General features: G+C 74.9%; 23 protein-coding genes and 1 tRNA gene. 16 read left to right on the top strand and 8 right to left on the bottom strand.

Annotated features, from left to right (window positions below):
• Positions 1-2 precede the first annotated feature (2 nt).
• The 6 genes from MF605_RS02445 to MF605_RS02420 all read right to left on the bottom strand — a co-directional run bounded on the left by MF605_RS02445 (position 3) and on the right by MF605_RS02420 (position 7,088).
• Positions 3-752, bottom strand: a complete 750-nt coding sequence (locus MF605_RS02445) for a DNA-3-methyladenine glycosylase I (protein ID WP_134416574.1) — start codon at positions 750-752, stop codon at positions 3-5.
• Positions 753-857: 105 nt separating this feature from the next.
• Positions 858-1,529, bottom strand: a complete 672-nt coding sequence (locus tag MF605_RS02440; RefSeq protein ID WP_134416576.1) for an ABC transporter ATP-binding protein — start codon at positions 1,527-1,529, stop codon at positions 858-860.
• Positions 1,529-2,653 (bottom strand): hypothetical protein, encoded by a 1,125-nt coding sequence (locus MF605_RS02435; protein ID WP_044659221.1) that lies wholly within the window; start codon positions 2,651-2,653, stop codon positions 1,529-1,531. The genes MF605_RS02440 and MF605_RS02435 overlap by 1 nt, the downstream gene beginning before the upstream one ends.
• 8 nt (positions 2,654-2,661) lie before the next feature.
• Positions 2,662-3,582, bottom strand: a complete 921-nt coding sequence (locus MF605_RS02430) for a hypothetical protein (RefSeq protein ID WP_044659220.1) — start codon at positions 3,580-3,582, stop codon at positions 2,662-2,664.
• 371 nt (positions 3,583-3,953) lie between these two features.
• Entirely contained in the window at positions 3,954-5,759 is a 1,806-nt protein-coding gene (gene thiC, locus MF605_RS02425) for a phosphomethylpyrimidine synthase ThiC (RefSeq protein WP_095695548.1), read from the bottom strand.
• Positions 5,760-5,930: 171 nt separating this feature from the next.
• Positions 5,931-7,088, bottom strand: coding sequence for a YkvI family membrane protein (locus tag MF605_RS02420; RefSeq protein WP_134416578.1), 1,158 nt, complete (start codon positions 7,086-7,088; stop codon positions 5,931-5,933).
• Between the two features lie 73 nt (positions 7,089-7,161).
• Here MF605_RS02420 and thiD point away from each other — a divergent pair, with 73 nt between their 5' ends.
• On the top strand, positions 7,162-8,001 hold the full coding sequence (gene thiD / locus MF605_RS02415) for a bifunctional hydroxymethylpyrimidine kinase/phosphomethylpyrimidine kinase (protein ID WP_134416580.1): 840 nt from the start codon (positions 7,162-7,164) through the stop codon (positions 7,999-8,001).
• Between the two features lie 196 nt (positions 8,002-8,197).
• Here the strand turns inward: thiD and MF605_RS02410 are convergent.
• Together MF605_RS02410 and thiE are read right to left on the bottom strand one after the other, a co-directional pair.
• Positions 8,198-8,270: transfer RNA gene (locus MF605_RS02410), tRNA-Arg, on the bottom strand.
• Positions 8,271-8,356: 86 nt separating this feature from the next.
• Complete coding sequence (thiE, locus tag MF605_RS02405) at positions 8,357-9,100, bottom strand: thiamine phosphate synthase (RefSeq protein ID WP_036316591.1); 744 nt, start codon at positions 9,098-9,100, stop codon at positions 8,357-8,359.
• Positions 9,101-9,245: 145 nt separating this feature from the next.
• Here thiE and MF605_RS02400 point away from each other — a divergent pair, with 145 nt between their 5' ends.
• From MF605_RS02400 to MF605_RS02330, 15 genes are all read left to right on the top strand, one after another.
• On the top strand, positions 9,246-10,415 hold the full coding sequence (locus MF605_RS02400) for an FAD-dependent oxidoreductase (protein WP_036316589.1): 1,170 nt from the start codon (positions 9,246-9,248) through the stop codon (positions 10,413-10,415).
• Positions 10,412-10,654 (top strand): sulfur carrier protein ThiS, encoded by a 243-nt coding sequence (gene thiS / locus MF605_RS02395; protein ID WP_041105270.1) that lies wholly within the window; start codon positions 10,412-10,414, stop codon positions 10,652-10,654. Before MF605_RS02400 ends, thiS begins: the two co-directional genes overlap by 4 nt.
• A gap of 3 nt (positions 10,655-10,657) precedes the next feature.
• Positions 10,658-11,476 carry a thiazole synthase gene (locus MF605_RS02390; protein ID WP_036316581.1) on the top strand — a complete coding sequence of 273 codons (819 nt, stop codon included), beginning with the start codon at positions 10,658-10,660 and terminating at the stop codon, positions 11,474-11,476.
• Complete coding sequence (gene moeB, locus MF605_RS02385) at positions 11,473-12,654, top strand: molybdopterin-synthase adenylyltransferase MoeB (RefSeq protein ID WP_134416582.1); 1,182 nt, start codon at positions 11,473-11,475, stop codon at positions 12,652-12,654. The genes MF605_RS02390 and moeB overlap by 4 nt, the downstream gene beginning before the upstream one ends.
• A gap of 114 nt (positions 12,655-12,768) precedes the next feature.
• On the top strand, positions 12,769-14,439 hold the full coding sequence (gene argS / locus MF605_RS02380; RefSeq protein ID WP_134416585.1) for an arginine--tRNA ligase: 1,671 nt from the start codon (positions 12,769-12,771) through the stop codon (positions 14,437-14,439).
• Positions 14,440-14,447: 8 nt separating this feature from the next.
• Positions 14,448-15,920: a diaminopimelate decarboxylase gene (lysA, locus tag MF605_RS02375; RefSeq protein ID WP_134416587.1), complete on the top strand. Its 1,473-nt coding sequence runs from the start codon at positions 14,448-14,450 to the stop codon at positions 15,918-15,920.
• 170 nt (positions 15,921-16,090) lie between these two features.
• On the top strand, positions 16,091-17,413 hold the full coding sequence (locus MF605_RS02370) for a homoserine dehydrogenase (RefSeq protein ID WP_049147165.1): 1,323 nt from the start codon (positions 16,091-16,093) through the stop codon (positions 17,411-17,413).
• A 3-nt stretch (positions 17,414-17,416) separates the two neighbouring features.
• Complete coding sequence (thrC, locus tag MF605_RS02365; RefSeq protein WP_036313078.1) at positions 17,417-18,529, top strand: threonine synthase; 1,113 nt, start codon at positions 17,417-17,419, stop codon at positions 18,527-18,529.
• A gap of 3 nt (positions 18,530-18,532) precedes the next feature.
• Positions 18,533-19,486, top strand: coding sequence for a homoserine kinase (thrB, locus tag MF605_RS02360; protein WP_134416589.1), 954 nt, complete (start codon positions 18,533-18,535; stop codon positions 19,484-19,486).
• Between the two features lie 320 nt (positions 19,487-19,806).
• Positions 19,807-21,900, top strand: coding sequence for a transcription termination factor Rho (gene rho / locus MF605_RS02355; RefSeq protein WP_036382193.1), 2,094 nt, complete (start codon positions 19,807-19,809; stop codon positions 21,898-21,900).
• Between the two features lie 115 nt (positions 21,901-22,015).
• Entirely contained in the window at positions 22,016-23,125 is a 1,110-nt protein-coding gene (prfA, locus tag MF605_RS02350; RefSeq protein WP_134416591.1) for a peptide chain release factor 1, read from the top strand.
• Positions 23,122-24,024 carry a peptide chain release factor N(5)-glutamine methyltransferase gene (prmC, locus tag MF605_RS02345; protein ID WP_036382189.1) on the top strand — a complete coding sequence of 301 codons (903 nt, stop codon included), beginning with the start codon at positions 23,122-23,124 and terminating at the stop codon, positions 24,022-24,024. Before prfA ends, prmC begins: the two co-directional genes overlap by 4 nt.
• Positions 24,021-24,755, top strand: a complete 735-nt coding sequence (locus tag MF605_RS02340; RefSeq protein ID WP_036313064.1) for an L-threonylcarbamoyladenylate synthase — start codon at positions 24,021-24,023, stop codon at positions 24,753-24,755. Before prmC ends, MF605_RS02340 begins: the two co-directional genes overlap by 4 nt.
• A gap of 9 nt (positions 24,756-24,764) precedes the next feature.
• Positions 24,765-25,904 (top strand): MraY family glycosyltransferase, encoded by a 1,140-nt coding sequence (locus MF605_RS02335; RefSeq protein ID WP_041103236.1) that lies wholly within the window; start codon positions 24,765-24,767, stop codon positions 25,902-25,904.
• Positions 25,901-26,335 (top strand): hypothetical protein, encoded by a 435-nt coding sequence (locus MF605_RS02330; RefSeq protein ID WP_036382185.1) that lies wholly within the window; start codon positions 25,901-25,903, stop codon positions 26,333-26,335. Before MF605_RS02335 ends, MF605_RS02330 begins: the two co-directional genes overlap by 4 nt.
• Positions 26,336-26,549 lie beyond the last annotated feature (214 nt).

The raw sequence follows: 26,549 nt of genomic DNA, 5'->3' as shown, positions 1-26,549 counted from the left end.
GCTCACTCCCAGATCCCGGACGCCCCTCTTCGCCACGAGCCGAGAAGGTGGGTGTCCACGATCCCGGCGGCCTCCATCAGGGCGAAGCACGTGGTCGGCCCCACGAATCGGCAGCCGTGCGCCTTCAGCGCCCTCGCGAGCGCGCGCGACTCGTCCGAGGTCGAGGGGACCTGCGCCACCGTCTCCGGCCGTGGGGTCGCGGCAGGCTGGTGCGCCCAGACCAGCCCCGGCAGACCGCGGACCGGCCGGTCGCCGTCGCCGTGCCAGGCGGGGCCCGCGCCGGGGGAGCCCGGGTGCAGCGGGGCGAACCGCTCGCCGCGCATCCCGACGACGGCTCGTGCGTTCGCGATCGCGGCCTCGATCTTGCGCTGGTTCCGGATGATGCCGGGGTCCGCCAGCAACGCCTCGACCTCCGCGTCCCCGAACGCCGCGACGGCGTCCGGGTCGAAGCCCGCGAACACCTCCCAGAATTGCGGCCGCTTGGCCAGGACGGTCCGCCAGCTCAGGCCCGACTGGAACGCCTCGAGCACGAGGCGCTCGAACAGGCCCCGCTCGTCCGTGACGGGCAGGCCCCACTCCGTGTCGTAGTACTCCCGCAGCAGCGGATCCCGTGCCGCCCACGGCGGGCGGGCCCGCCCGTCCTCACCCACGACGACGCCACTCGGCGGTGCCTGTCGCCCGTCGGCCGGTGGATCCTCGGCGGGGGTGGAGACGGGGGCGGGGAGGCCGTCGTCGGCGTGGTGCGCGCTCATGCACCCGAGCCTAGGAGCGGCCCCGGACATCCGGAGCCGGAACGCGACGCCCGGGGACGCAGCCCCGTCTGCGGACACCTGTGCAGGAGGCACGGCCGGACCTCGTCACTCGAGCCGCCCGGCCCGCAGCCGCCACGTGTGGTCGCACCGGGCCGCCACGGCGGGGTCATGCGTCACGATCACGATCGCCCGCTCCGGCTGGGACATGGAGCGGAAGAGCCCCATCACCTCGTCGGTGCGCTCCTCGTCCAGGGCGCCCGTCGGCTCGTCGGCGAGCAGCAGGGAGGGCCCCATGATCACGGCCCGGGCGATGGCCACGCGCTGGCGCTCGCCGCCGGAGAGTCGGCCGACGGGGTGGTGGAGACGGTCTCCGAGCCCGAGCCGCGTCAGAAGCTCGGCGGCCATGGTGCGACGCTCGCGCTTCGCCGGGCGCGGCCGCGCGTAGAGCAGCGGCAGGGCCGCGTTGTCCACGGCGGTCGCCCGATCGATGAGCAGATGGTCCTGGAGCACGATGCCGCACGTCCGGTTCCGGTAGGCGTCGCCGTCGGACGACCACGGTGCCGGCAGGCTCCGCCCGGCCACACGGATGCTCCCGGCGTCCGGTGTGTCAAGGCAGGCGAGGAGCCGCAGCAGGGTCGACTTGCCGGACCCGGAGGGTCCCATGATCGCGTGGACGCCGCCCCCGGGGACCTGGAGCGAGACGCCGCGGAGCACGGGGACATCCCCGGCGGGGCCGCGGTAGGAGCGGTGCACGTCGTGCACGGTGAGCAGGGACATCACACGGTCCTTTCGACGAGTGCCGCCGTGCGGACGGCCCGGTGCAGCTGGCGGAGGGGATGACGGGTGCACGCAGCGGCGATCGCCAAGACGACCGCCAGCCCGACCACGACGACGGCAGGCGCCGGACGCAGTCCGCCCGCTTCCGAGGCGATGCCGAGGCCGAGCAACGATCCGAGCACGGCCGGAATGCCCCACACCGCGGCCACGGATGTGGCGATCCGGAGCCGGATCAGTCGTCTGGGCGCCCCGACCGTCAGGTGCGCCAGCCACGTGGGCGTGAGTCGACGGGTCATGGTCGTCAGGAGGCTCACCACCGTCACGACGGCGCTGGCAAGCCCGGCGGTGTAGGCGGTGACCATGAGCGCGGCACCGCGGGCTTCTCGGGCGATCGGAGACCTGGCCGAGGCGATCGGGGCCAACTCGGCGACCACGCCCGTCTCGTCCTCGAGGACGTCGAGTGCCGCTCTCACCTCGGAGGCCGCGTCCTGGCGTGCCACGACGGAACCGTAGACCGCCGCGAGCTGGGCCGGTTCGATCAGGCCGGCCATGGTCGTGGTGCTGGTGACGATGACGGGCGACTCACCCAGGGGCCAGAGGGATCCGTCGGCCCGCGGCGCGGCCGCGTCCCCGGGGAGTGGGCCGGCATAGCTGTGGGGTGTGGACCCCACATACACGGTGCCGCCCGGCCCCCCGGAGGTGATCGCGGCGGGAGCGAAGTACACACCCTCGGCGGGACTGACGGCAGCGGCAGCGCCGAACTCCCGGGCCAGACCAGGCGTGGCGATGATCGCCCCCTGCAGCCGGGGGTCCTCGATTCCGATGGCGTCCGTCACGAGAAAGGCACGGGGGTCGACTCCGTCGACATGGGCGGCGAACGCCCGGGAGACGGTGTCGACGGCGCGGGGGCGGAGGTCGGTCGTGACGGCGGGGTCCAGAATCCTGGCTGTCACCAGGCCCGACGACTCGGCGTCCTCGAGCACCTCGAGCGCCGTGGTCACCCCTCCGGCGACGCCCAGGGCCAGTCCGAACACGACCGACGCCACGGTCGTGTGCAGCAGGGACAGGAACAGCAGTCCGGGCGTGTCGAACAGGTCGCGGAGGCCGTCCGCAACGGTCCGCATGGCTGCCATCATGCGTGTGCCCTTCGGACCCAGAGGGTGGACAGGGTCGTGCCGAGGATGAGGATGGCGTCCACGACGAGCACGGCGGACCAGAGGAGAGCGGTGTCCCCCGTGAGCCCGATCTCCGCGTCCCACCGGGGCCATGCCACGAGCCAGACTCCGCCGGCACTCGCGGCGGCGGTCGCCCATGCGAGCATGGCGGGCCGGACACCGAGCCGGGCCGCTCGCAGCGGGGAGGCACCGACGAGGCGGTGCGAGGTGACGGCAGGGAGCAGTCGACTGCGCAGGGTCGTGCGCCAGACGACCTGTGCGCCCAGCAGGGCGAAGCCGGCGATCACGGCGAGCAGGGGCACGTGGACACTGCGTCGCATCGCTGCCTCCCACGGCGGCGGGAGCGGGACGACGTCGACGACGACACCGGCCCGCCGCAGCGATTGGACGAGCTCGTCGACCTGGGCCGGTGAGCCGCCGATCACGCCGGCAAGGGACGAACTGTCGGTGGAGAGGAACGGGACCAGGAGGTCTGCTTCGGTGGCGCGATCCGGCGCGGAGGAGAGGTCTCGGACGACGACCCGATCGACGTCCGGCCAGCTCAGCTCGCCCGCAGCGGCACGTGCGGCGAAGGGGGAGGTGCTGGGGACGACCGCGGTCGGGGCGACGCCATCCGGGAGCACGTCCAGGGCAGGCCGGCCGGCGAGGGCCGTCACGTGGGGGCTCGTGGACGTGGCCGCAGAACCGGAGTCCGGTCCCGTCAGCGACGTCCGGATCATGGGCCAGGCCTCGCCAGCGGGGAATGCCGAGATCTCGTACACCGTGCCGTCCATGCGCCAGCGGTCCTCCTTCTCCACCCCGACGTAGGACGCGAGGAGCGCTGCTGTTCCGAGCGTGATCAGGAGAAGGAGGAATCTCGAGACGAGCATCCGGGTCATCACGGCTGGCCCGAGGAGAGCTGAGCGGCTGGATGATGCCTCACCTGGGAAGTGCCCCTGGGGTGCGGACCGGCGGGGTCATGTCGACTTTCACGTCATATTCCCTCCACGCAATTCCTGTGGGCGGATGGGACACGCATCACAGGGGCCTGCCGGAATAGTGAGCCCAGTGTGGGTGTGAGTCAAGAGGCATCACCACTCGATCGACCACCGAGCGCACTGCCCCGTCCGTGGGGCCGCGCCTTCGCCGTCCCGGAGGGCCTTGTCCTGGCGATCGCGTCATGACCTGCTGGCGGTCCTCAGGTCATGACGCGATCGTCAGGTGGCGCAGGGGCGGGCCATCCCGCCCCACCTCACCCCGCGTCCCGGCCTCAGGCGTCCGAGGCGGTGCGGATCGTCGGCTCCGGCAGGTACACGGACCCGCCGGCGGCCCGGAACTCCGCGGACTTGGCGGCCATGCCGGCCTCGGCGATCCGCGCCTGCTCGGACGCGCCGCCGAACTCGCTGCGGATGTCCTGGCTGATGCGCATGGAGCAGAACTTCGGCCCGCACATCGAGCAGAAGTGGGCGGTCTTGGCGGGCTCGGCCGGCAGCGTCTCGTCGTGGTATTCCTCGGCGAGCTGCGGGTCCAGGCCGAGGCCGAACTGGTCGCGCCAGCGGAACTCGAAGCGCGCCTTGGACAGCGCGTCGTCGCGGTCGCGGGCGCCGGGGTGGCCCTTGGCGACGTCGGCGGCGTGCGCGGCGATCTTGTAGGTGATCACGCCCGTCTTCACGTCGTCCCGGTCCGGCAGGCCCAGGTGCTCCTTGGGCGTGACGTAGCAGAGCATCGCGGTGCCGTAGCGGGCGATCTCGGTGGCGCCGATGGCCGAGGTGATGTGGTCATACGCCGGGGCGATGTCCGTGACGAGGGGGCCGAGCGTGTAGAACGGGGCGCCCTTGCACAGCTCCTGCTGGCGCTCCACGTTCTCCCGCACCAGGTGCAGCGGGATGTGGCCGGGGCCCTCCACCATGACCTGGACGTCGTACGCCCACGCCCGCTCCGTCAGCTCGGCCAGCGTGTCGAGCTCGGCGAACTGGGCGGCGTCGTTGGCGTCCGCCACGGAGCCCGGTCGCAGGCCGTCGCCCAGGGAGAACGCGACGTCGTAGCGCGCGAAGATCTCGCAGAGCTCGTCGTAGTTCTCGTAGAGGAAGTTCTCCTTGTGGTGGCCCAGGCACCAGCCGGCCATGATCGAGCCGCCGCGGGAGACGATGCCGGTCACGCGGTCCGCGGACAGCGGCACGTGGCGCAGCAGCACGCCGGCGTGCACGGTCATGTAGTCCACGCCCTGCTCGCACTGCTCGATCACGGTGTCGCGGAAGATCTCCCAGGTCAGGGCCTGGTGGTCGCCGCCGACCTTCTCAAGGGCCTGGTAGATCGGCACGGTGCCGATCGGCACCGGGGAGTTGCGCAGGATCCACTCGCGGGTGGTGTGGATGTCGTCGCCCGTGGACAGGTCCATCACGGTGTCCGCGCCCCAGCGGGTGGCCCACTGCAGCTTCGAGACCTCCTCGGCGATCGACGACGTCACCGCCGAGTTGCCGATGTTCGCGTTGACCTTCACGGCGAACGCCTTGCCGATGATCATCGGCTCCGACTCGGGGTGGTTCACGTTCGCCGGGATGATGGCGCGGCCGGCCGCGACCTCGGAGCGCACCAGCTCCACGTCCACGCCCTCGCGCAGGGCGACGTAGCGCATCTCCGGGGTGATCTCGCCGCGCCGGGCGTAGTGCATCTGGGTGACGCGCGCGCCCTCCTTGGCGCGCAGCGGGGGGCGGCGCTCGCCGGCCCACTCCTGTGAAGCGGCGCCGCGGCGCACGGCCGAGCGGCCGTCGTCGAGCAGGTCGCGCTCGCGGCCCTCGTACTCCTCGACGTCAGCGCGGGCGCGGATCCACTCGGCGCGCTGGGCGGGCAGGCCGCGCTCGGGCACGGAGCCCGGGCCCATGGTGCGGTAGACGGTCAGGGGCGGGTTGGGCGTGCCGTCGGGGGAGTCGTCCTGGTGGACCTCGGTGACGGGCACGCGGATGCCGTGCTCGGCATCCTCGAGCCAGCCCAGACGGTGCGTGGGGTAGTTCTCCTCGGCGACGACCTCGGCCGTCGACTCGGCTGCGGGCAGGGGGGTGCGCTCGGAAACGGACATGGCCGCGGCTCCTTCTTCCTTCGCCGGAATGACCCGGACAGGTTCAGACGGTCTCCGGGCGGCGTCAGCCCGGTCTCAGCCCCGTGCCGTGGGGCTCCCGTGGGATGCGAGCGACCCTAGCACGTCCCCCGCGGGGTCTCACCGCCGCCGTCCGGCCATGCGGCCGGGCGCTCAGGCGCGCGCCGCGCGGGCCGCCCGGCGGCGCACCGTGGTGCGCTCGACGATCCACGTCACGACCAGCATCACGATGATGACGATGCCGGCGTAGCCGAGGACGGGGTAGACGGTGCCCACGAGGTCGGAGAAGCCGACGCTCGAGAGCAGGGTGGCGGCCAGGGCCGTGACGACGGCGATGACCCAGCCCGGCACGCGGCGCATCGAGGACAGCAGGGCGATGCGCTCCACCCCGCCGTACAGGCACGAGACCGCCGTCGTGAACTGCGCCAGCAGCAGGACGACCGTGTACAGCAGGGCGGCCCAGCCGCCGATCATCGCGGCCAGCTCGACCATGGGCAGCTCGGCGCGGCCGATGAGCTGGGCGTGGGCGGTCATCGCGGCCATCACCGCGCCGGCCATCACCACGAGGCCCAGGGCCCCGAGCCCGGCCCCGGCGACGAGGGAGCGGCCCGACGAGGAGCTCTCCTGCCCGATCGGGGCGAGCACCGCGTAGGCCAGCTGGATGTTGAAGGCCACGTACAGCACGCCCGAGAGCCACCACTGGTTGATCAGCGGGGACGAGGTCACGAGCGCGGCGACGTCGTCCACCGCGGCCCCCGGGTTCGCCAACCCCCACACCGCGACGCCGACGGCGACCACGATGATCAGGGGGACCACCACGGCCTGGACGCGCACGAGGCCCGTGATGCCGGCCAGCACCGAGACCACGCAGACGGCGGCCATCACCAGCGAGCCCACGAGCGAGGGCAGCCCGAACGCGGTGTGCACCGCCGCCCCGGCCCCGGCCAGCATGATCACCAGCGTCCCCAGCAGGGACGTGGTGATGCACAGGTCCGCGAACCAGGTGGGCACGCGCGACGTCGTGGGGTTCACGATCCGGTGGATGTCCGTGGTCCGCAGCTTCTGCGCCAGCCGCAGCACGATCACCGCGAGCAGGAAGAACAGCGCGCCGGCGATCACGAGCGCCCCCGTGCCGCCCCAGAGGCCGAAGCTCACGAAGTACTGCAGGATCTCGTTGCCCGAGGCGTACCCGGCGCCGATGGTGGTGCCGATGAACGTGGCGGCGATCCCGAGCGGGGAGGTCGGCCGCAGCGGCGCCGACTCCTCGGCTCGGCCGGGGTGCGCGGGAGAGCTCTCTGTGACGTGGGACATGCGACTACATTCTCATGGGCGGGATCGGCCCGGCCCGGGCGGCCGATCCGCCCCGACCCGAAGGAGCCCCCGCATGACCTCCGCCGTCCCCCGTGTGCTCAGCATCGCCGGCTCTGACTCCGGCGGCGGCGCCGGTGTCCAGGCCGACCTGAAGACCATCGCCGCGTGGGGCGGCTACGGGATGACCGCGATCACCGCGATCACCGCCCAGAACACGCAGGGCGTGCAGGCCGTCCACCCGCTGCCGGTGGACGTGGTGCGCGCCCAGCTCGACTCGGTCGCCGCCGACATCGCCGTGGACGCCGTGAAGATCGGCATGCTCGGCACGGTGGAGCTCATGCGGGCCGTCGCCGACTGGCTCGAGGAGACCCTGCCCGCCGTCGTCGTGCTGGACCCGGTCATGGTGGCCTCGAGCGGGGACGCCCTCACCGCGGTGGGCGACGACGACGGGCGCGCCGCGTGGTCCCGGCTGCTGCGGGCGGCGCACCTGGTGACCCCCAACCTGCCCGAGCTGGCCCGGCTGACCGGGCGGGACGCGACGGGCTGGGACGCCGCCCTCGACGCGGCCCGGGGCCTGGCAGCCGAGCACGACGTGACCGTCCTGCTCAAGGGCGGGCACCTGGACGAGGCCGAGGCGGCGGAGGTGCCGGACGCCGTCATGCGCGTGGACGGAGCCGTGCACGAGGTGCGCGGCCCGCGCGTGACGACCCGCGCCTCGCACGGCACCGGCTGCACCCTCTCCTCGGCCCTGGCCACACTGGCCGGCGCGGGCCTGAGCTGGGAGGACGCACTCGAGCGAGCCAAGCCGTGGCTGGCCGACGCGATGCGGGCGGGGGAGGCGCTCGCGGTCGGGGACGCCTCGCGGCCGACGTGGCACGGGCCCGTCGACCACGGTCATGCGCAGCGGGGTTGAGGGCGGGACCTCCGGGCTTCGACACGTTCGAGGCGGGAAATCCGGCGAATACGCACCTCGGGACGTCCCATGAGGTCGATTTCCCGCCTCGAATGCCGGTGACCCGGACCTCCCGCTCCGCTCGAGCGTCCGGGTCCGCAGAACCCAGAAGAGCCGGACCACCGTGTCGCCACGGGGGTCCGGCTCTGTTCGCTCGTGCCCCCGGCAGGATTCGAACCTGCGGCCTTCTGCTCCGGAGGCAGACGCTCTATCCCCTGAGCTACGGAGGCGGGGGTCGCGACGCGTCGAGCGCGTTGCGGACTCGTCGACTCTACACCATCAGGACGGCCCGTCCGTGACCTCCCCGCGGGGCGCGTCAGCCGGGCAGGCCCGCGCGCAGGGTCCGGGCCGCGGCCTCGGGGTCCTCGGCCTGCGTCACGGCGCGGACCACCACGATCCGTTCCGCCCCGGCCGCGCGGACCTCGGGCAGCCGGTCCGCGTCGACGCCGCCGATGGCGAACCACGGCCGCGCCCCCGCCGGGTCCTCCGCGTCCAGGCGTGCGGCGAGGGTCGGCAGTTCCAGTCCGACGGCGGCCCGACCCGGCTTCGTGGGCGTCGCCCACACCGGCCCCGTGCAGAAGTAGTCCAGGCCGTCCTCCGCGCGGGCGCCGCGCACCTGCGCCTCGGTGTGGCACGAGCGGCCGAGCACCACGTCCGGGCCCAGCAGGGCGCGGCACTGCGCGGTGGTCAGGTCGGTCTGGCCCGTGTGGAACACGTCCACCCCGGCCAGGGCGGCGACGTCGGCGCGGTCGTTGGCGGCCGAGAGCGCCCCGTGCTCCCGGGCCAGCGGGACGAGCGTGGCGAACGCGGCCAGCTCGACCGCCACGTCCACGGCCTTGTCCCGCACCTGGATCACGTCCACACCGCCGCGGAACGCCGCCGCGCAGAAGTCGGCGAACGCGGCCGTGTCGAGCGTGCCGTCCGGGCGCAGGAACCGCTGCAGGTCGGTGCAGACGTACAGCCGGGAGGCGGCGAGGCGGGCGCGGCGGCGCGCGCCGGGGCCGGTGCCGCCGTCGTCGCGGCCGGCCGCGGTCATCAGGAGCGGATCGGGGGAGTGCATGCGCCCACTGTGGCAGACTGGCCGCTGTTCCATGGGAGCCCGGGCCGCACACGCCGGGCTGAGAGGGCCGCAGGGGCGCACCGCGCCGGCGCGGCCGACCATCACCACTCGATGCGGGTCATGCCGCCGTGAGGAGGACCGGTCCGTGCACGTGGCCGTCGTCGGGGCCGGGATCATCGGCCTCACCGCCGCCGTGCGTCTGCGTGCCGCAGGCCACGCCGTCACCCTGATCGCCCCCGAGCTGGACGCCGCCGGGCGCCCGCACGCCGTGGCCGGGGCCACCCACGCCGCGGCGGGGATGCTCGCGCCGCTCGCCGAGACCCAGTTCAGCCAGGACGACCTCGCCCCGCTGCTGCAGGCCGGCTGGGAGGCCTACCCGGCCCTCGTGGACCTGCTCGCCGCCTTCACCGATGTGGAGACGGGCTTCCTCGCACAGGGCGCCTGGATCGTGGCCGCGGACCCCTCGGACGCCCGCGCCTGGGACCACGTGCTCGAGCACGCCTCGATCCTCGGTCGCCGGGTCGAGCCCGTCTCCGTCCGCGCGCTGCGCCGCGCCGAGCCCGCCCTGGCCCCGGGCCTGGCCGCCGGCTTCGACGCCCCGGACGACCATCAGGTGGACCCGCGACGGCTCGCCGCCGCCTGCGTCGCCGCCCTGCGCGCCGAGACCGGACCCGACGGCGGCCCGCTCCCGGTCGGCGCCGGACCCGCCGCCCGGTTCGTGGCCGGACGCGTCACCGCCGCCGGCCCGGAGGGCGAGGGGGTGCGCCTCACGCTGGCCGACGGGGGCGTCCTCACCGCCGACGGCGCGGTCCTCGCCGCGGGCCTGGGCCACCGCGGGATCGGCGGCGCGGCCACCGCCGTCGAGGTCCCGCTGCGCCCCGTCCACGGCGACGTGCTGCGTCTGCGGGTGCGCCCCGAGCAGCTGCTGCCGGGGGAGTCGCACCTGATCACCCGCACCGTCCGCGGCCTCGTCCACGGGCGCCAGGTCTACCTCGTGCCCCGCGCGGACGGCACCCTCGTGGTCGGCGCCTCGGCCCGCGAGGACGGCCTGGCCGGCACCTCCGCCGGGGCCGTGCTGGACCTGCTCGCCGACGCCGCCGCGATCCTGCCCGCCGTCCGCGAGTGCGAGCTGGTCGAGATCACCACCGCCGCCCGCCCCGGCACCCCCGACGACGCCCCGCGCGTGCTCGCCGTGCCCGAGGCTCCGGGCGCCGTCGTCGCCACCGGCTTCCACCGTCACGGGATCCTGCTCGCCCCCTGGGCGGCCGGGCGGATCCTCGAGCTGCTGCACGCCCGCCTGAAGGAGATCGCATGAGCACCCTCCCCCTGACCCTCAACGGAGAGCCCGCCGAGCTGGCCGTGGCCACCGTCCGCGACGTCGTCGCGCACGTCACCGGGCGCGCGATCGGCGAGGACGGCGCCGCCGCGGACGGGCGGCGGCTCGGCGTGGCCGTGGCGGTCGGCGGCGAGGTCGTGCCCCGGTCGGCCTGGGCCACCCGGGAGCTGGCCGCCGGGGACGAGGTCGACGTCGTCACCGCGGTGCAGGGGGGCTGAGCGATGGCCGAGCACCGCACCCCGCCCGCCGCCCCCGCGATCCCGCCGCTGCGGATCGGCGGCTACGACCTGGCCTCCCGGCTCATCATGGGCACGGGCGGCATCACCGACCTGACCGCCCTCGAGGGCGCCCTCGTCGCCTCCGGCACCACGCTCACCACCGTGGCGCTGCGCCGCTGGTCCGCGGACACCCGTGACGGCCTGGTCGCGCTGCTGGACCGCCTCGGCATCGACGTGCTGCCCAACACCGCCGGCTGCTACACCGCCCGGGACGCCGTGCTCACCGCCCGGCTCGGCCGGGAGGCGCTCGAGACCGACCTCGTGAAGGTCGAGGTCATCGCCGATGAGCGCACCCTGCTGCCCGACGTCGTCGAGACCCTCGAGGCCACCGAGCGGCTCGCCGCCGACGGCTTCACCGTCCTGGCCTACACCTCGGACGACCCCGCCATGGCGCTGCGCCTCGAGCAGGCCGGCGCCGCCGCCGTCATGCCGCTGGGCTCGCCGATCGGCTCGGGGCTGGGCATCCTCAACCGCGCACACCTGGAGCTGATCGTCTCCCGCGCCTCCGTGCCGATCGTGCTCGACGCCGGCGTGGGCACCGCCTCGGACGTCGCCCTGGCGATGGAGGCCGGCTGCGACGCCGTGCTCGCCGCCTCGGCGATCACGCGCGCCGCCGAGCCCGCCCGCATGGCCCACGCGTGCCGGCTCGCGCTCGAGGCGGGCTTCCACGCCCGCCGTGCCGGGCGCATCCCGCGCCGCGAGCACGCCCTGGCCTCCTCGCCGATGGCCGGGCGGGTCACGGCCGAGGAGGACGAGCGGTGACCGCCGCCCGCGAGCCCCGCGACCTCACCGCGCTGTCCGACACCCAGCTGGAGCGCTTCGCCCGCCACCTGAGCCTGGACGGCTTCGGCCCCGAGGCCCAGCTGGCGCTGCTGCGCTCCCGCGTCCTCGTGGTCGGCGCCGGCGGCCTCGGGGCGCCCGTGCTGACCTACCTCGCCGCCGCGGGCGTGGGGGAGGTCCACGTGATCGACGACGACATGGTGGACCGCTCCAACCTGCACCGCCAGGTGATCCACGCCGAGGCGGACCTCGGCCGCCCCAAGACCGCCTCCGCCGCCGCGACGATGCGCGGCCTGCACCCCGAGGTGCGCGTGGTCGAGCACCGCGAACGCCTGACCGCGGCCAACGCGCTCGAACGGGTCGGCGCCGTGGACCTCGTGCTCGACGGCACGGACAACTACGCGACCCGCTACCTCGTGGCCGACGCGTGCGAGATCGCGGGCGTGCCCGTGGTGTGGGGCGCGATCCTGCGGTTCGCGGGGCAGGTGAGCGTGTTCGCCCCGGGCGGGCCGCTGTACCGGGACGTGTTCCCGGAGCGGCCCGAACCCGGCGAGGCGCCCTCGTGCGCGCAGGCCGGAGTGCTCGGGGTGCTGCCCGGGATCATCGGCTCCCTCATGGCGGCCGAGGCGATCAAGCTGCTCTCCGGGGTGGGTGAGCCCCTGGTCGGGCGGCTGCTCTCCGTGGACGCCCTGACGATGCGCTTCCGTGAGCTGCGGCTCGTGCCCGACCCCGAGCGGACCCCCGTGACGGACCTGTCCGCCCACGCGGACCAGGCCCCCCGCCCGGACGACGCCGGCGCCCCCGGCTCGGCGGAGGCGTGCGGCGCCGCGGGCGGGGAGATCGCCCCCGCCGCGCTGGCCGCCCTGCTCGCCGACCCCGCCCGGGCCGCGTCCCTCACCCTGCTCGACGTCCGCGAGGACTGGGAGCGCCGCCTGCGCCGGGTCGAGGCCCCCGCGACGGTGGCCGATCGGCACGTCCCGCTCGAGGCCGTCCTCGCGGAGCCGGCGGCCCTCGCGCCCGGGCAGGACCGCGTCCTGGTGGTCTACTGCGCCGCCGGAGCCCGCTCGGCCCGGGCGCGGGACGCCGTCGTCGGGGCCGACCCGAGCGCCGGCGGGCGCGTCCTGTCCCTCGCCGGCGGCCTCGCCGCCTGGCCCGCCTGACCCCCATCCCGACGAACCCTGCGAGATGGCCCCCACCGCGGGCCGGAGGGGGCCATCTCGCAGGGTTCGTTCGCACGCGCACGGGCGCGGCGGCCCTTCCGTAGACTTGCGCGGGTGAAGCCCGAAGACCTCTCCGCCCTGCTGTCCGCTGTCCTCACCGACGCCGTCGATGCCGGTGACCTCCCCGCCGCGCTGCGGGAGGAGATCACCCCCGCGCGCGTGAAGGTGGAGCGACCCCGCAGCCGCGAGCACGGCGACTGGGCCACCAACGTCGCCCTCCAGCTGGGCAAGAAGGCCGGGATGGCCCCGCGCGACCTCGCCGGGCTCGTGGCCGAGCGCCTGACCGGGAAGCCGGGCATCGCCGCCGTCGACGTCGCCGGCCCCGGCTTCCTCAACGTCACCCTGGACGCGGCCTCGGCCGGTGCCCTGGCCCGCGAGATCGTCGAGGCCGGCCCGGAGTACGGCCGCAACGACGCCCTGGCCGGGCACACCGTGAACATGGAGTTCGTCTCCGCCAACCCCACCGGCCCGCTGCACATCGGCCACACCCGCTGGGCCGCGCTGGGCGACGCGATCGCCCGCCTGCTGCGCGCCTCGGGCGCGGACGTCACCGCCGAGTACTACGTCAACGACGCCGGCAACCAGATGAACGTGTTCGCCGACTCGGTCCTCGCCCGCCTGCACGGCCGCGACGTCCCCGCGGGCGGCTACCCGGGCGCGTACGTGCAGGAGCTGGCCGACGCCGTCGCCCTCGAGCACCCGGACGTGCGTGAGCTGACGGACGAGGCCGCCCGCCCGGTGGTCCGCGAGGCCGCGTACCGGCTCCAGATGCAGGACATCAAGGACACGCTCGCCGCCTTCGACGTGCACTTCGACGTGTTCACCTCGGAGCAGACGCTCCACGACTCCGGCGCGATCGACCAGGCCGTGCAGCGGCTGCGCGAGCAGGGCCACATCGAGGACCGCGAGGGCGCCGTGTGGCTCAAGACCACCGACTTCGGCGACGACAAGGACCGCGTGCTCATCCGCGCCAACGGCGAGCCCACCTACTTCGCCGCCGACGCCGCCTACTACCTCCACAAGCGCGACCGCGGCTTCGAGGAGAAGGTGTACCTGCTCGGCGCCGACCACCACGGCTACGTGAACCGCCTCAAGGCGATCGCCGCCGCCGCCGGCGACGACCCCGCGACGAACATCGAGATCCTCATCGGCCAGCTCATCTCGGTCAACGGCGCGAAGCTCTCCAAGCGCGCCGGCAACATCATCGAGCTCAAGGACCTCGTGGAGTGGCTCGGCCGCGACGCCCTGCGCTACGACCTGGCCCGCTACCCCGCGGACTCGCCCCTGACGATCGACCCCGAGCTGCTGCGCTCCGCCACGAACGACAACCCCGTCTACTACGTGCAGTACGCCCACGCCCGCGCCTCGGGCGCGGCGCGCACCGCGCAGGCCCACGGCGTGGACCGCTCCGAGTTCGACGCCGCCCTGCTCACCCACGCCACCGAGTCGGAGCTGCTGGCCCAGCTGGCGGAGTTCCCGGCCGTCGTCGGCGCGGCGGCGCGCCTGCGCGAGCCCCACCGCGTGGCCCGACACCTCGAGGTGATCGCCGGGGCCTACCACTCGTGGTACGCAGCCTGCCGCATCGTGCCCCTGCCCACCGACGACGGGACGCCGCGTCCCGTCGAGACCCTCAACCGCACCCGCCTGTGGCTCAACGACGCCACCGCCCAGGTGCTGGCCAACGGCCTCGGCCTGCTCGGCGTGACCGCCCCGGAGAAGATGTGAGCGCCCGGATGACGACGCCGCAGCCCGCCCCCGCCTCCCCGCTCGCCCCCGCCTGGCTCCCCGCGCCGGGGGACCCGGACGCGCTCGTGCCCGGCCTGTGGGCCGCCGGCGTGGACCGCGCCGCCGACGGCGAGCTCACCGTCCAGGGCCTGCGCGCGAGCGCGCTCGCCGCGGAGTTCGGCACGCCGCTGCTCGTGGTGGACGAGGACGACTTCCGCGCCCGCGCCCGCGCGTTCCGCGAGGGCTTCGACACCGCGTTCGCCGACCTGTGCGGGGGAGCGGACGTCTACTACGCCGGCAAGTCCATGCTCACCCTCTCCACCGCCCGCTGGGCGGCCGAGGAGGGCCTGCGCGTGGACACCGCCTCCGGCGGCGAGCTGGCGATCGCGCTGGCCGCCGGCGTCGACCCGGCCCACATCGGCCTGCACGGCAACAACAAGTCGGACGCCGAGCTGCGCACCGCCCTCGAGGCGGGCGTGGGCCGGATCATCGTGGACTCGCTCGACGAGCTCACCCACCTGGCCGCGCTCGCGGCCGAGGCCGGCCGCCGCGCCCCCGTGATGCTCCGGCTGACCCCGGGCGTGCACGCGCACACCCACGACTTCATCGCCACCGCGCACGAGGACCAGAAGTTCGGGCTCTCCCTGGCCCCGGCGTCCACCGACCGGGACGGCAACGTGGCCGGCCGCTCGCCGGCCGCCGTCGCCGTGGCCGCGGCCCTGGCGGCCGAGTCGATCGACCTGCTGGGCGTGCACTGCCACATCGGGTCCCAGATCTTCGAGGCCGAGGGCTTCGGGCTGGCGGCCGGACGCGTGCTCGAGTTCCTCGCCGAGATCAAGGCCGAGCACGGGGTGGAGCTGGCCGAGCTCGACCTCGGCGGCGGCCACGGCATCGCCTACACGGCCGTGGACGAGCCGCGCCCGGCCGCGGAGATCGCCGACGCCCTCGCCGACGACGTCCAGAAGACCGTCGAGCGCCTCGGCCTGAGGTGCCCGCGGGTCTCGCTCGAGCCGGGGCGGGCCATCTCGGGCCCCGCGGGGCTGACCCTCTACACGGTCGGGGTGACCAAGACCGTGGACGCGGACGCCCCCGACGGCGGCACCGCGGCCCGCCGCTACGTCGCCGTGGACGGCGGCATGTCCGACAACCCGCGTCCCGTGCTCTACGACGCCGACTACACCGCCGTCTCCGCGCGCCGCACCTCGGAGGCCGAGCCGGCGCTCTCCCGTGTGGTGGGCAAGCACTGTGAGTCCGGCGACATCCTGGTCCGCGACGTGTACCTGCCGGCCGACCTGGGCCGCGGCGACCTGCTGGCCGTGCCGGCCACGGGCGCGTACACGCACGTGATGTCCTCGAACTACAACGCGCTGGCCCGCCCGGCCGTCGTCGCGGTCTCCGGCGGGCAGGCGCGGGTGATCATCCGCCGCGAGACGCAGGAGGACCTGTTCGCCCGCGAGGCCGATCCGCGCCTCGCCCGCTGAGGACGCGGGCGAGGCGCACCCGGCCGTCGGCCTCGGGCCCGGGTGGGTCCGTCCCGCTCTGCGGACACCGAGTGTCGCGCGGTGGGACGGGCCGGGGCGCCGCGCTAGATTCGAGGCCAGCCGGGCCGCGCGGTCGCGCGGGCCCGACCCACCCTGGATCACGGAGGACCATGCCCCAGCACACCGACGCCCCCACCGCACTCAAGGTCGCCCTGCTGGGCGGCGGGACCGTGGGGTCCCAGACCGCCCGGATCCTCACCGAGGACGCCGACATCCTGCGGGACCGCGTGGGCGCCGACCTCGAGCTCACGGGCATCGCGGTGCGGGACACGGGCGCGACGCGCGACTGGCAGGCGGACCCGGCGCTCTACACGACCGACGCCGAGGCGCTCGTGGACGGCGCGGACGTCGTCATCGAGCTGATGGGCGGCATCGAGCCGGCCCGCACCCTGATCCTGCGCGCCCTGGCCGCCGGCACGTCCGTGGTGACCGGCAACAAGGCACTGCTGGCCCAGCACGGCGAGGAGCTGTACGCCGCGGCCGCCGCCACCGGCGCGCAGCTCAGCTTCGAGGCCGCCGTCGCCGGCGCCATCCCGATCCTGCGCCCGCTGCGCGACTCCCTGGGCGGCGACCGCGTCACCCGCGTGATGGGCATCGCCAACGGCACCACCAACTTCATCCTCGACCGGATGGACTCCGAGGGGGCGGACTTCGACGACGCCCTCGCCGAGGCCCAGCGGCTCGGCTACGCCGAGGCCGACCCGACCGCCGACGTCGAGGGCCACGACGCCGCCGCGAAGGCCGCGATCCTGGCGACCATCGCGTTCGGGGCGCCGTACACACTGGACCAGGTGGCCGTCGCGGGCATCACCGCGATCACGGCCGAGGACAACGCCGCCGCCGCGGAGGCGGGCTACGTCATCAAGCTGCTGGCGATCGCCGAGCGCGGCCGCGCCGCCGACGGCGCCGAGGGCGCGGTCCTGCGCGTGCACCCCACCCTGCTGCCGCGGGAGCACCCGCTGGCCTCCGTGCGCGGGGCGTTCAACGCCGTCTTCGTGGAGGCCGACAACGCCGGCGAGCTCATGTTCTACGGTCCCGGCGCCGGCGGCGCCCCCACCGCCTCCGCGGTGATGGGCGACGTCGTCTCGATCGCCCAGCGCATCGTGCGCGGCGGCCCGGCGCGCCTGCGCACCCCCGTCACCGCCCTGCCCGCCCTGGACCCGGCCGAGGCCCACACCTCCTTCATGGTCGTGCTGCGCGCGGCGGACCAGCCCGGTGTGCTGCGCCGCGTCGCCGGGGTGTTCGAGGAGCACGGCGTCTCCATCGAGACGTTGCGTCAGGTCCCATCTGAGCGCGAGGACGCCCCCGGCGCGTCCCTGCGGCTGATCACCCACCGTGCGCGGCAGCGCGACCTCGACGCCACCGTCGGGGCGCTCGCCGCCCTGGACGTCGTCCACGAGGTGGCGTCCGTCCTCCGAGTCGAAGGGAACTGACCCATGGCCCACCAGTGGCGCGGCGTCGTCCGCGAGTACGCCGACCGCCTGCCCGTCACCGAGGACACGCGCGTGATCACCCTCGGCGAGGGCGGCACCCCGCTCATCCACGCCCCCCACCTCTCCGAGCTGGTGCAGGGCACCGTGCACGTGAAGTTCGAGGGCATGAACCCGACCGGCTCCTTCAAGGACCGCGGCATGACCATGGCGATCACCGCCGCCGTCGCTGACGGCGCGAAGGCCGTCGTCTGCGCGTCCACCGGCAACACGTCCGCCTCGGCGGCGGCCTACGCCGCGCAGGCCGGGATCACGTGCGCCGTGCTCGTGCCCGAGGGGAAGATCTCGATGGGCAAGATGTCCCAGGCCGTGGCCCACGGCGCGGAGATCCTCCAGGTGCAGGGCAACTTCGACGACTGCCTCGAGGTGGCCCGCAAGCTGGCCGAGAACTACCCCGTGTTCCTCGTGAACTCCGTCAACCCGGCCCGCATCGAGGGGCAGAAGACCGGCGCGTTCGAGGTCGTGGACACCCTCGGCGACGCCCCGGACTACCACCTGCTGCCCGTGGGCAACGCGGGCAACATCACCGCGTACTGGAAGGGCTACCGCGAGTACGCCGCCCCCTACGTGAACCCGCACGAGGGCGCCTCGGACGCCGAGCTGCCCGCGGTGGCCACGAAGACCCCCGTGATGTGGGGCTTCCAGGCCGCGGGCGCCGCCCCGATCGTCCAGGGCCACCCCGTGACCGACCCGGACACGATCGCCACCGCCATCCGGATCGGCAACCCGGCCTCGTGGGAGCAGGCCGAGGCCGCCCGCGACGAGTCCGGCGGGATGATCGACTCCGTCACGGACGAGGAGATCCTCGAGGCCCATCGCTGGCTCTCCGCGAAGGAGGGCGTGTTCGTCGAGCCCGCCTCCGCCGCCGGCGTCGCCGGGCTGCTCAAGCACCACGCCGCCGGGAACGTGCCGGCCGGCAAGAGCTGGGTCATCACCGTCACCGGCCACGGCCTCAAGGACCCGCAGTGGGCCCTGCGCGGCGCCGACGGCGCCGACGTGACCCCGCGCTCGGTGCCGTTCGACGTGGTCACCGTCGCCCAGGCCCTCGGCCTGAGCTGAGCCATGGCCGCACCGCAGCCGCTGGCGCCCGGGACCGCCGCGTCCGTCTCCGTCCCCGCCACCTCCGCCAACCTCGGCCCCGGCTTCGACTCGATGGGCCTGGCCCTGGAGCTGCGCGACGAGGTGACGCTCACGGTCGTGGCGGGCCCCGACGTCGCGGAGGTCGAGGGGGAGGGCGCGGCCACCCTGCCGCGGGACGGCGCGCACCTGATCCTGCGCCTGGCGCACGAGCACCTGCGGGACCGCGGGTTCACCGCGCCGGGGCTGCACCTGCGCGCCGTGAACCGGATCCCGCACGCCCGCGGACTCGGCTCGTCCGCGGCCGCCGTCGTCGCGGCCTACGCCGCGGCCGAGGCCCTGCTGCCGGCCGCGCTGCGCCGGGCGCCCGCGGACCTGCTCGAGGCGGCCACCCGCTTCGAGGGGCACCCGGACAACGTCGCCCCCGCGCTCGTGGGCGGGGCCACCGTCTCCTGGACCCGTGACGACGTCCCCGGCCCGGCCACGGCGCGGCTGCGGCTGCACGAGCGCGTGGTGCCGGTGGTCGCGATCCCGGACACCGAGCTGTCCACCCACGTCGCCCGGGGCGTGCTGCCCGCCGAGGTGCCCCACGCCGTGGCGGCGGCCCAGGCCGGCCGTGCCGCGCTGCTCGTCCACGCGCTGGCGGAGGACCCCGCGCTGCTGCCGGCCGCCACGCGCGACTGGCTGCACCAGGAGCCGCGCGCCGTGACCATGCCGGCCAGCGCCGCACTGGTCGCGGGGCTGCGCGAGCGCGGCCACGCCGCCGTCGTCTCCGGCGCGGGTCCCACGGTGCTCGCGCTGTGCGACGGCGTCCAGGCGGCCGAGCACGCCGCGGAGGCGGCGCGTGCTCTGACGGTGGACGGGGCGGCCGCCTGGCGCGTGCTGGTGCCGTGCGTGGCCGTGGACGGTGTTAGGGTGGAATCACTCCACCACGGCTGACCCCACCGCCTCGCGCGGCCCGGGTCTCCGGTGCCCGGGCCTGTGACGGCCGGACGCACCGTGCGCCGTCGGCCGGAACCCCGCCGCGATCCATCCCGTGCTACGCACGGCCGGCGTGCGGGATCCGCTCCGGCTCGGTCGAGTCCGGACGCCTCCGCCCCGTCACGCAGCGACTGCGCACGATCAGGGGAGGCGCCACTGCTGAGTTCACACCATGAAACCCGGTTTTCTGGGGCGCCGCTGCGCGGCCCGACCGGATGCACACCGCAGCCCGACGCGCCACGCGCCGCCGGGCCGCATTCGAGGGAGAAGGAACCTTCGTGACCGAATCCACGGAACAGACCACGCCGACGAACGGCGGTGGCCTGGCCTCGCTCAAGCTCGCCCAGCTCCAGGCCCTGGCCTCCCAGCTCGGCATCGCCGGCGGCTCGCGCATGCGCAAGGCCGACCTGGTGACCGCGATCTCCGACCACCAGCGCGGCGGCTCCGTGGCGGACCGCGACGCCGCCGAGCGCGCGGCCCAGGCCCCCGCCGAGCGCACGGCCCAGGCCCCCGCCGCCGAGGCCGCCCCGGCCGCCGCGCCCTCTCAGGACGCCGCCCCGGCCGCCGGGCGCCCGGCCCGACGCCGCTCGCGCCGCGCCGACGCCGACACCTCCGCTCCGGCCGCCACCCAGGACGGGCAGCCCCAGGCCGAGGCCCGGGAGGCCCAGACCGAGCAGGCCCCCCGGGAGACCGCCTCGGACCAGGATCGGTCCGGGGGGTCCGAGGCCCGCGACGAGGGCGAGGACCGCCCGCAGTCCGAGCGTCGCTCCCGCGGCCGCCGCCGCGCCGGCGACGACGACGCCCAGCAGGGTCAGGACCGTCGCTCCGACGGCGCCCAGGGCGAGGACGTCGCCGGCGCGGACCGCCGCGGCGACCGGGAGGACCGTGACGACAACGGGCGCGAGAACGGCCGCGGCCGCAACGGCCGCAACGGGCGGGACCGCGACAACGGCCGCGAACGCGAGAACGGCCGCGACAACAACCGGGACCGTGAGAACGGCCGCGACGGCTCGCGCGAGGAGCGCGGCGACAAGTCCGAGGACGGCGGCCGGGGCGACGGCGGACGCGGGGACCGCAGCCGCCGCGACGACCGCGACGACGAGGGCGGCCGCAACCGTCGCAACCGCCGCAACCGCAACGAGCGCGGCCGCAACCGCCGTGGCCGCGGCGGCCCCGAGGTCGACGAGACCGAGCTGACCGAGGACGACGTCCTGCAGCCCGTGGCCGGCATCCTCGACGTGCTGGACAACTACGCGTTCGTCCGCACCTCCGGCTACCTGCCGGGCCCGAACGACGTCTACGTCTCCCTGGCCATGGTGAAGAAGTACGGTCTGCGCAAGGGCGACGCCGTCGTCGGCGCCATCCGCGCTCCGCGCGACGGCGAGAAGCAGCAGCACCACGGCGGCGGCTCCCACCGTCAGAAGTTCAACGCCCTGGTGAAGATCTCCTCGGTCAACGGTCAGCCCGCCGTCGAGCACCCGCAGCGCGTCGAGTTCGGCAAGCTCGTGCCGCTGTACCCGCAGGAGCGCCTGCGCCTGGAGACCGATCCCAAGCTGATCGGCCCCCGCGTGATCGATCTGGTCAGCCCCATCGGCAAGGGCCAGCGTGGCCTCATCGTCTCTCCGCCCAAGGCCGGCAAGACGATGATCCTGCAGTCGATCGCCAACGCGATCAAGACGAACAACCCCGAGGTCCACCTCATGATGGTGCTCGTCGACGAGCGCCCCGAGGAGGTCACCGACATGCAGCGGTCGGTGGACGGCGAGGTCATCGCCTCCACGTTCGACCGCCCGGCGGACGACCACACCACCCTCGCCGAGCTGGCCATCGAGCGCGCCAAGCGCCTCGTGGAGATGGGCCGCGACGTCGTCGTGCTGCTCGACTCCATGACCCGCCTGGGCCGCGCCTACAACCTGGCCGCCCCGGCCTCGGGCCGCATCCTCTCCGGCGGTGTGGACTCCTCGGCGCTGTACCCGCCGAAGAAGTTCTTCGGCGCCGCCCGCAACATCGAGAACGGCGGCTCGCTGACCATCCTGGCCACCGCGCTGGTCGAGACCGGCTCGCGCATGGACGAGGTGATCTTCGAGGAGTTCAAGGGCACCGGCAACATGGAGCTGCGCCTGTCCCGCCACCTCGCGGAGCGCCGCATCTTCCCGGCGGTGGACGTCAACGCGTCCGGCACCCGCCGCGAGGAGGCCCTGCTCTCGCAGGAGGAGGTCAAGATCATGTGGAAGCTGCGCCGGGTGCTCTCCGGCCTCGAGCAGCAGCAGGCCCTCGACCTGCTCACCAACAAGATCAAGGACACTGCGTCCAACGCCGAGTTCCTCATGCTGGTCTCCAAGACCACGCTGGGGTCCAAGGGCGACGACTGACCGTCCCGTCGCACGGCCCCGTCCCGCCCGGGGGAGCTCGTCTCCGCCGGACGGGGCGGGGCCGTCCGCGTCGGACAGCCCGGCCCGCTGAGGCCGGAGGAGGAGAGGCACGCACGTGTTCGATTCGGATCAGCGGCGCGAGGCCGTGGATCGGCTCCTGGCGGAGCATCGCGAGCTGACGGCGCGCCTGTCCGACCCGGCGGTGCACCAGGACCCGGGGCTCGCCCGGCGGCTGAACCGGCGGTTCGCCGAGCTCAGCGCCGTGGTGACGGCCCACCGCGCCTGGTCGGCGGCCGCGGAGGAGCTGGCCGACGCGCGGGAGCTGGCCGCGGCCGGCGACGACGATGCGGCGGCCTTCGCGGCCGAGGTGCCCGGTCTGGAGGCGGCCGAGGCCGAGGCCGCCGAACGGCTGCGCCGGCTGCTGATCCCGCGCGACCCCGACGACGCGCGCGACGTGATCCTCGAGATCAAGGGCGGCGAGGGCGGCGAGGAGGCGGCCCTGTTCGCCGGCGACCTGCTGCGCATGTACCTGCGCTACGCCGAGTCCCGGGGCTGGAAGACGGAGGTCCTCTCCGCCACGCACTCCGACCTGGGCGGCTACAAGGACGTCCACGTGGCGGTGCGGGGGAGCGCGGCCGACCCGGCCGACGGCGTCTACGCCCGGCTCAAGTTCGAGGGCGGCGTGCACCGCGTGCAGCGCGTGCCCGTCACCGAGTCCCAGGGCCGCATCCACACCTCCGCCGCCGGCGTGCTCGTGCTGCCCGAGGTGGACGCCCCGGACGAGGTTCACCTCGATCCGAACGACCTCAAGGTGGACGTCTTCCGCTCCTCCGGGCCGGGCGGCCAGTCCGTCAACACGACCGACTCCGCCGTGCGCCTGACGCACCTGCCCACGGGGATCGTCGTCTCCATGCAGAACGAGAAGTCCCAGATCCAGAACCGCGAGGCCGCGCTGCGCGTGCTGCGGTCGCGGTTGCTCGAGCGGCAGCGGGCGGAGCAGGACGCCGAGGACTCCGCGGCGCGCGCCGCGCAGGTGCGCACCATGGACCGCTCGGAACGCATCCGGACCTACAACTTCCCGGAGAACCGGATCGCGGACCACCGCACCGGCTACAAGGCGCACAACCTCGACGCGGTCCTCGACGGCGACCTCGAGGCCGTGATCGCCTCCTGCCTCGCCCTCGACGAGGAGCGGCGGCTCGCCGCGCTGGGCGGGGACGCGTGAGCGCACCGGCCTGGTCCGCGCTGCTGCGCGACGCCGCCGCCCGCCTGACCGCGGTGGGCATCGACTCGCCGCGTGTGGACGCCGAGCTGCTGCTGGCCCACGTGCTCGGCCTCGACCGCGGCGCGCTGCTGGCCCGGGTGTTCGCCGGGGCCGTGGCCGAGCCCGCGCAGGCGGCGGCCTTCGAGGCGCTCGTCGGGCGCCGCGCCGCCCGCGAGCCCGTCCAGCACCTGACCGGCGTCGCGCACTTCCACGGGCTCGACCTGGCGGTCGGCCCAGGCGTCTTCGTCCCGCGGCCGGAGACCGAGCTGCTCGTGGAGACCGTCGTGGCCGACTTGGCCGCGCGGCCCGCGGCGGGCGCCGTGGTGGACCTGTGCACCGGCTCCGGCGCGATCGCCGCGGCCGTCGCGGCGTGGGGCGAGGCGCGGGGCCGCCCGCTCGCCGTCACCGCCGTCGAGCTCGACCCGACGGCGGCCGACTGGGCCCGGCGGAACCTCGCCCCGCGCGGGGTCGACCTGCGACAAGCCGATGCCCTTGTCGCGTGCCCCAACCTCGAGGGCCGCGTGGACGTCGTCGTGAGCAACCCGCCCTACGTGCCCGAGGCCGAGGTGCCCGCCCAGCCCGAGGCCCGACTGGACCCGGCGCGGGCGCTCTACGGCGGGGACGCGCCCGGGCTGCGGATCCCGCGCGCCATCGCGCACCGGGCGGCGGACCTGCTCGTCCCGGGCGGCCTGTTCGCCATGGAGCACCACGAGACGCAGGGCCCGGCCCTCCTGGCCGCCCTCGGCGCGGACCGGCGGTTCACGGGCGTCCGAGTCCACCAGGACCTCACCGGACGAGACCGGTTCCTCACGGCGCGCCGGTCCTGCGACGCCGTGGCGGGCGCGGAGGTGGAAGAATGACCGACGTGAGTGACTTCATCGACGTCTCGGATCCGGCCGCCCTCGAGGATGCCGTGGCCCGCGCCCGCGAGGTCCTCGCGGACCGCGGCTGCGTGGTCCTGCCCACGGACACCGTCTACGGCATCGGAGCGGACGCGTTCTCCCCGCTGGCCGTGGCCGTGCTGCTGGCCGCCAAGGGCCGTGGCCGCACCATGCCGCCGCCCGTGCTCATCGCGGACCGCCGCGTCATGGCCGGCCTCGCGTACGACGTGCCGGAGGAGGCCGAGGCCCTCGCCGGGCGCTTCTGGCCCGGCGCCCTCACGCTCATCCTCAAGTCCCAGCCCACGCTGACCTGGGACCTCGGCGAGACCCGCGGCACCGTCGCCCTGCGCGTGCCCGACGACGCGGTGGCCCGCGAACTGCTCTACGCCGTCGGCCCCATGGCCGTCTCCAGCGCGAACCGCACCGGCATGGACGCCGCCACCACCGCCGACGCCGCCCGCTCGATGCTGGGGGAGTCCGTGGCCCTCTACCTCGACGCCGGCCCCCGCGAGAGCCGGGATCCCTCGACGATCGTGGACTGCACCGTCACCCCGTTCCGCGTGGCCCGGCAGGGCTCCGTGCCCCTGGAGGAGCTGCGCGCGGTGGTGCCGGACCTGCTCGCCGAGGGCGAGGAGCCGCCGGTCGCCGCCGAGCGGATCGCGGCCGCCGACGACGCCGCCGCGGCGCGCCCCGCCGACCGGGAGGCCTGACCGGCCCCCATGCGCGCGTATCTCGTCCTGGTCATGGTCACGGCCGTCGCCTGCGGGGCCCTGACGCCCCTCATGCGCCGGCTGGGGCTGGGCGCGCGCGTGTTCACCCCGCTGCGCCAGCGGGATGTGCACCGGCACCCCGTGCCGAAGCTGGGCGGCGTGGCCATGGCCGCGGCCGTGCTGGTGGGATTCGCCGTCGGGGGAGTCGTGCCGTTCCTCCAGGGGATCTACGCGGACGACGCCGCGATGCGCGGGCTCCTGGTCGCCGTCGCCGTCGTGCTCGTCGTGGGCATCGCCGACGACATGTGGGACCTGCGCTGGTGGGTGAAGATGGCCGGCCAGGTGCTGGCCGGACTCGCGGTGGCCCTGGGCGGGATCCGCATCGAGGCGATGCCGGTGGGCTGGATCCCGGTGGGGAACGAGACCACGCAGGTCATCCTCACGGTGTTCGCCGTGGTGCTGACGATGAACGCGATCAACTTCGTGGACGGTCTGGACGGCCTGGCGGCGGGCGTCGCGCTGATCGGCGGCTCGGCCTTCTTCGTCTACTCGTATCTGCTGACGCGGACCATCAACCAGTTCGACTACGCCAACCTCGCCACCCTGCTCATGGCCCTGCTCGTCGGCGCGTGCGTGGGCTTCCTGCCGTGGAACCTGTCCCCGGCCCGCATCTTCATGGGCGAGGTGGGGGCCATGCTCATCGGCCTGCTGATGGCCGCGGCCGCGGTCGCCGTGACCGCCGACGTCAACGCCCTGGACGGGATGCGCTTCCGCAACGTCCCCGCCTACACGCCGATCCTGCTGCCCGTCGCCGTCCTCGCCCTGCCGCTCGCGGACCTCGCCCTGGCCGTGCTGCGGCGCACGGCCAAGGGCACCAGCCCCTTCTCGGCGGACCGCGGGCACCTGCACCACAAGCTCGTGGACGGCGGCTACACCCAGGCGCAGGCCGTCGCGCTGCTCTGGCTCTGGGCGTTCCTCGTGGCATGGGGCGCGGTGTCCCTGAACTTCGTGGACCACATGATCGTCCTACCCGTGCTCGCCGTGGCCCTGGCCGGAGCCGGCTACCTCACCCTGCATCCGATCGTGGAGCGCCGTCGCGCGGACCGGCACGACGCCGCGGCCCACCCGGACGAGCGGGGGGACGCGTGACCGGGGCGGGCGGCCGCCGACGCCGGCGCCGCTGGGAGAACCGCCGCGGCTGGTGGGGGATCCTCGGGTGGTCCCTGACCGCGGCGGGGGCTGCCCTGGCGATCACGTGCGCCGCGTGGCTGCTCTCCGTCGGCGGGGAGGCGGCCGGGAGCGCCCTGCTGGGCGGCGGCGCGGTGCTCGCGCTCTCGGCGCTCACCGGGGCGACGACGGCACTCGTGTGGGACCGGGCGCGCGAGGCGGCGCTGCCGGTCAGCGTGGGGCTGTTCGTGCTCAAGATCGCGGTGTTCGCGGTGCTGCTGGGGGTCCTGCCCCGCCCCGGCTGGGTCCGGGCGGACGCGGCGGCGATCGCCGCCCTCGTGACGATCCTCGTCTGGCAGGCCGCGGAGGTCCTCGTCTTCGCGCGGACCCGCCGCGGGATCTACACCGACTGACCCGCCCGAGGGGCGAAGACACCGAGCCGGGGGCCATGTCGTGGGCCCCTTCTGCGGTACGGAGCACGGGTCACCGTTTGGTATCGTTGGCGGCGAACACTTCGACGGCGCCCACCTGCCGCCATCCGTGTCTCGCATCGCACCGGTACCCCCCGCAATGTCGCGGCGCCCGCCTGTGGTCCGGGGACGAGGCTGCGGTCCCGTCGACTGCATC

The organism is Micrococcus luteus, assembly GCF_022664405.1.
GTDB lineage: Bacteria > Actinomycetota > Actinomycetes > Actinomycetales > Micrococcaceae > Micrococcus > Micrococcus luteus.
This window is presented reverse-complemented; position numbering and strand designations above follow the sequence as displayed.

What these genes read in the sequence shown, in the direction of transcription:
- MF605_RS02440 (WP_134416576.1), bottom strand. Translation starts at nt 1,529, where the DNA reads ATGTCCCTGCTCACCGTGCACGACGTGCACCGCTCCTACCGCGGCCCC.
- MF605_RS02370 (WP_049147165.1), top strand. Translation starts at nt 16,091, where the DNA reads ATGCCCCAGCACACCGACGCCCCCACCGCACTCAAGGTCGCCCTGCTG.
- MF605_RS02390 (WP_036316581.1), top strand. Translation starts at nt 10,658, where the DNA reads ATGGCCGAGCACCGCACCCCGCCCGCCGCCCCCGCGATCCCGCCGCTG.
- MF605_RS02335 (WP_041103236.1), top strand. Translation starts at nt 24,765, where the DNA reads ATGCGCGCGTATCTCGTCCTGGTCATGGTCACGGCCGTCGCCTGCGGG.
- thiD (WP_134416580.1), top strand. Translation starts at nt 7,162, where the DNA reads ATGACCTCCGCCGTCCCCCGTGTGCTCAGCATCGCCGGCTCTGACTCC.
- MF605_RS02340 (WP_036313064.1), top strand. Translation starts at nt 24,021, where the DNA reads ATGACCGACGTGAGTGACTTCATCGACGTCTCGGATCCGGCCGCCCTC.
- thiE (WP_036316591.1), bottom strand. Translation starts at nt 9,100, where the DNA reads ATGCACTCCCCCGATCCGCTCCTGATGACCGCGGCCGGCCGCGACGAC.
- MF605_RS02420 (WP_134416578.1), bottom strand. Translation starts at nt 7,088, where the DNA reads ATGTCCCACGTCACAGAGAGCTCTCCCGCGCACCCCGGCCGAGCCGAG.
- MF605_RS02445 (WP_134416574.1), bottom strand. Translation starts at nt 752, where the DNA reads ATGAGCGCGCACCACGCCGACGACGGCCTCCCCGCCCCCGTCTCCACC.
- thiC (WP_095695548.1), bottom strand. Translation starts at nt 5,759, where the DNA reads ATGTCCGTTTCCGAGCGCACCCCCCTGCCCGCAGCCGAGTCGACGGCC.
- lysA (WP_134416587.1), top strand. Translation starts at nt 14,448, where the DNA reads ATGACGACGCCGCAGCCCGCCCCCGCCTCCCCGCTCGCCCCCGCCTGG.
- thiS (WP_041105270.1), top strand. Translation starts at nt 10,412, where the DNA reads ATGAGCACCCTCCCCCTGACCCTCAACGGAGAGCCCGCCGAGCTGGCC.
- MF605_RS02430 (WP_044659220.1), bottom strand. Translation starts at nt 3,582, where the DNA reads ATGACCCGGATGCTCGTCTCGAGATTCCTCCTTCTCCTGATCACGCTC.
- MF605_RS02435 (WP_044659221.1), bottom strand. Translation starts at nt 2,653, where the DNA reads ATGCGGACCGTTGCGGACGGCCTCCGCGACCTGTTCGACACGCCCGGA.
- thrC (WP_036313078.1), top strand. Translation starts at nt 17,417, where the DNA reads ATGGCCCACCAGTGGCGCGGCGTCGTCCGCGAGTACGCCGACCGCCTG.
- thrB (WP_134416589.1), top strand. Translation starts at nt 18,533, where the DNA reads ATGGCCGCACCGCAGCCGCTGGCGCCCGGGACCGCCGCGTCCGTCTCC.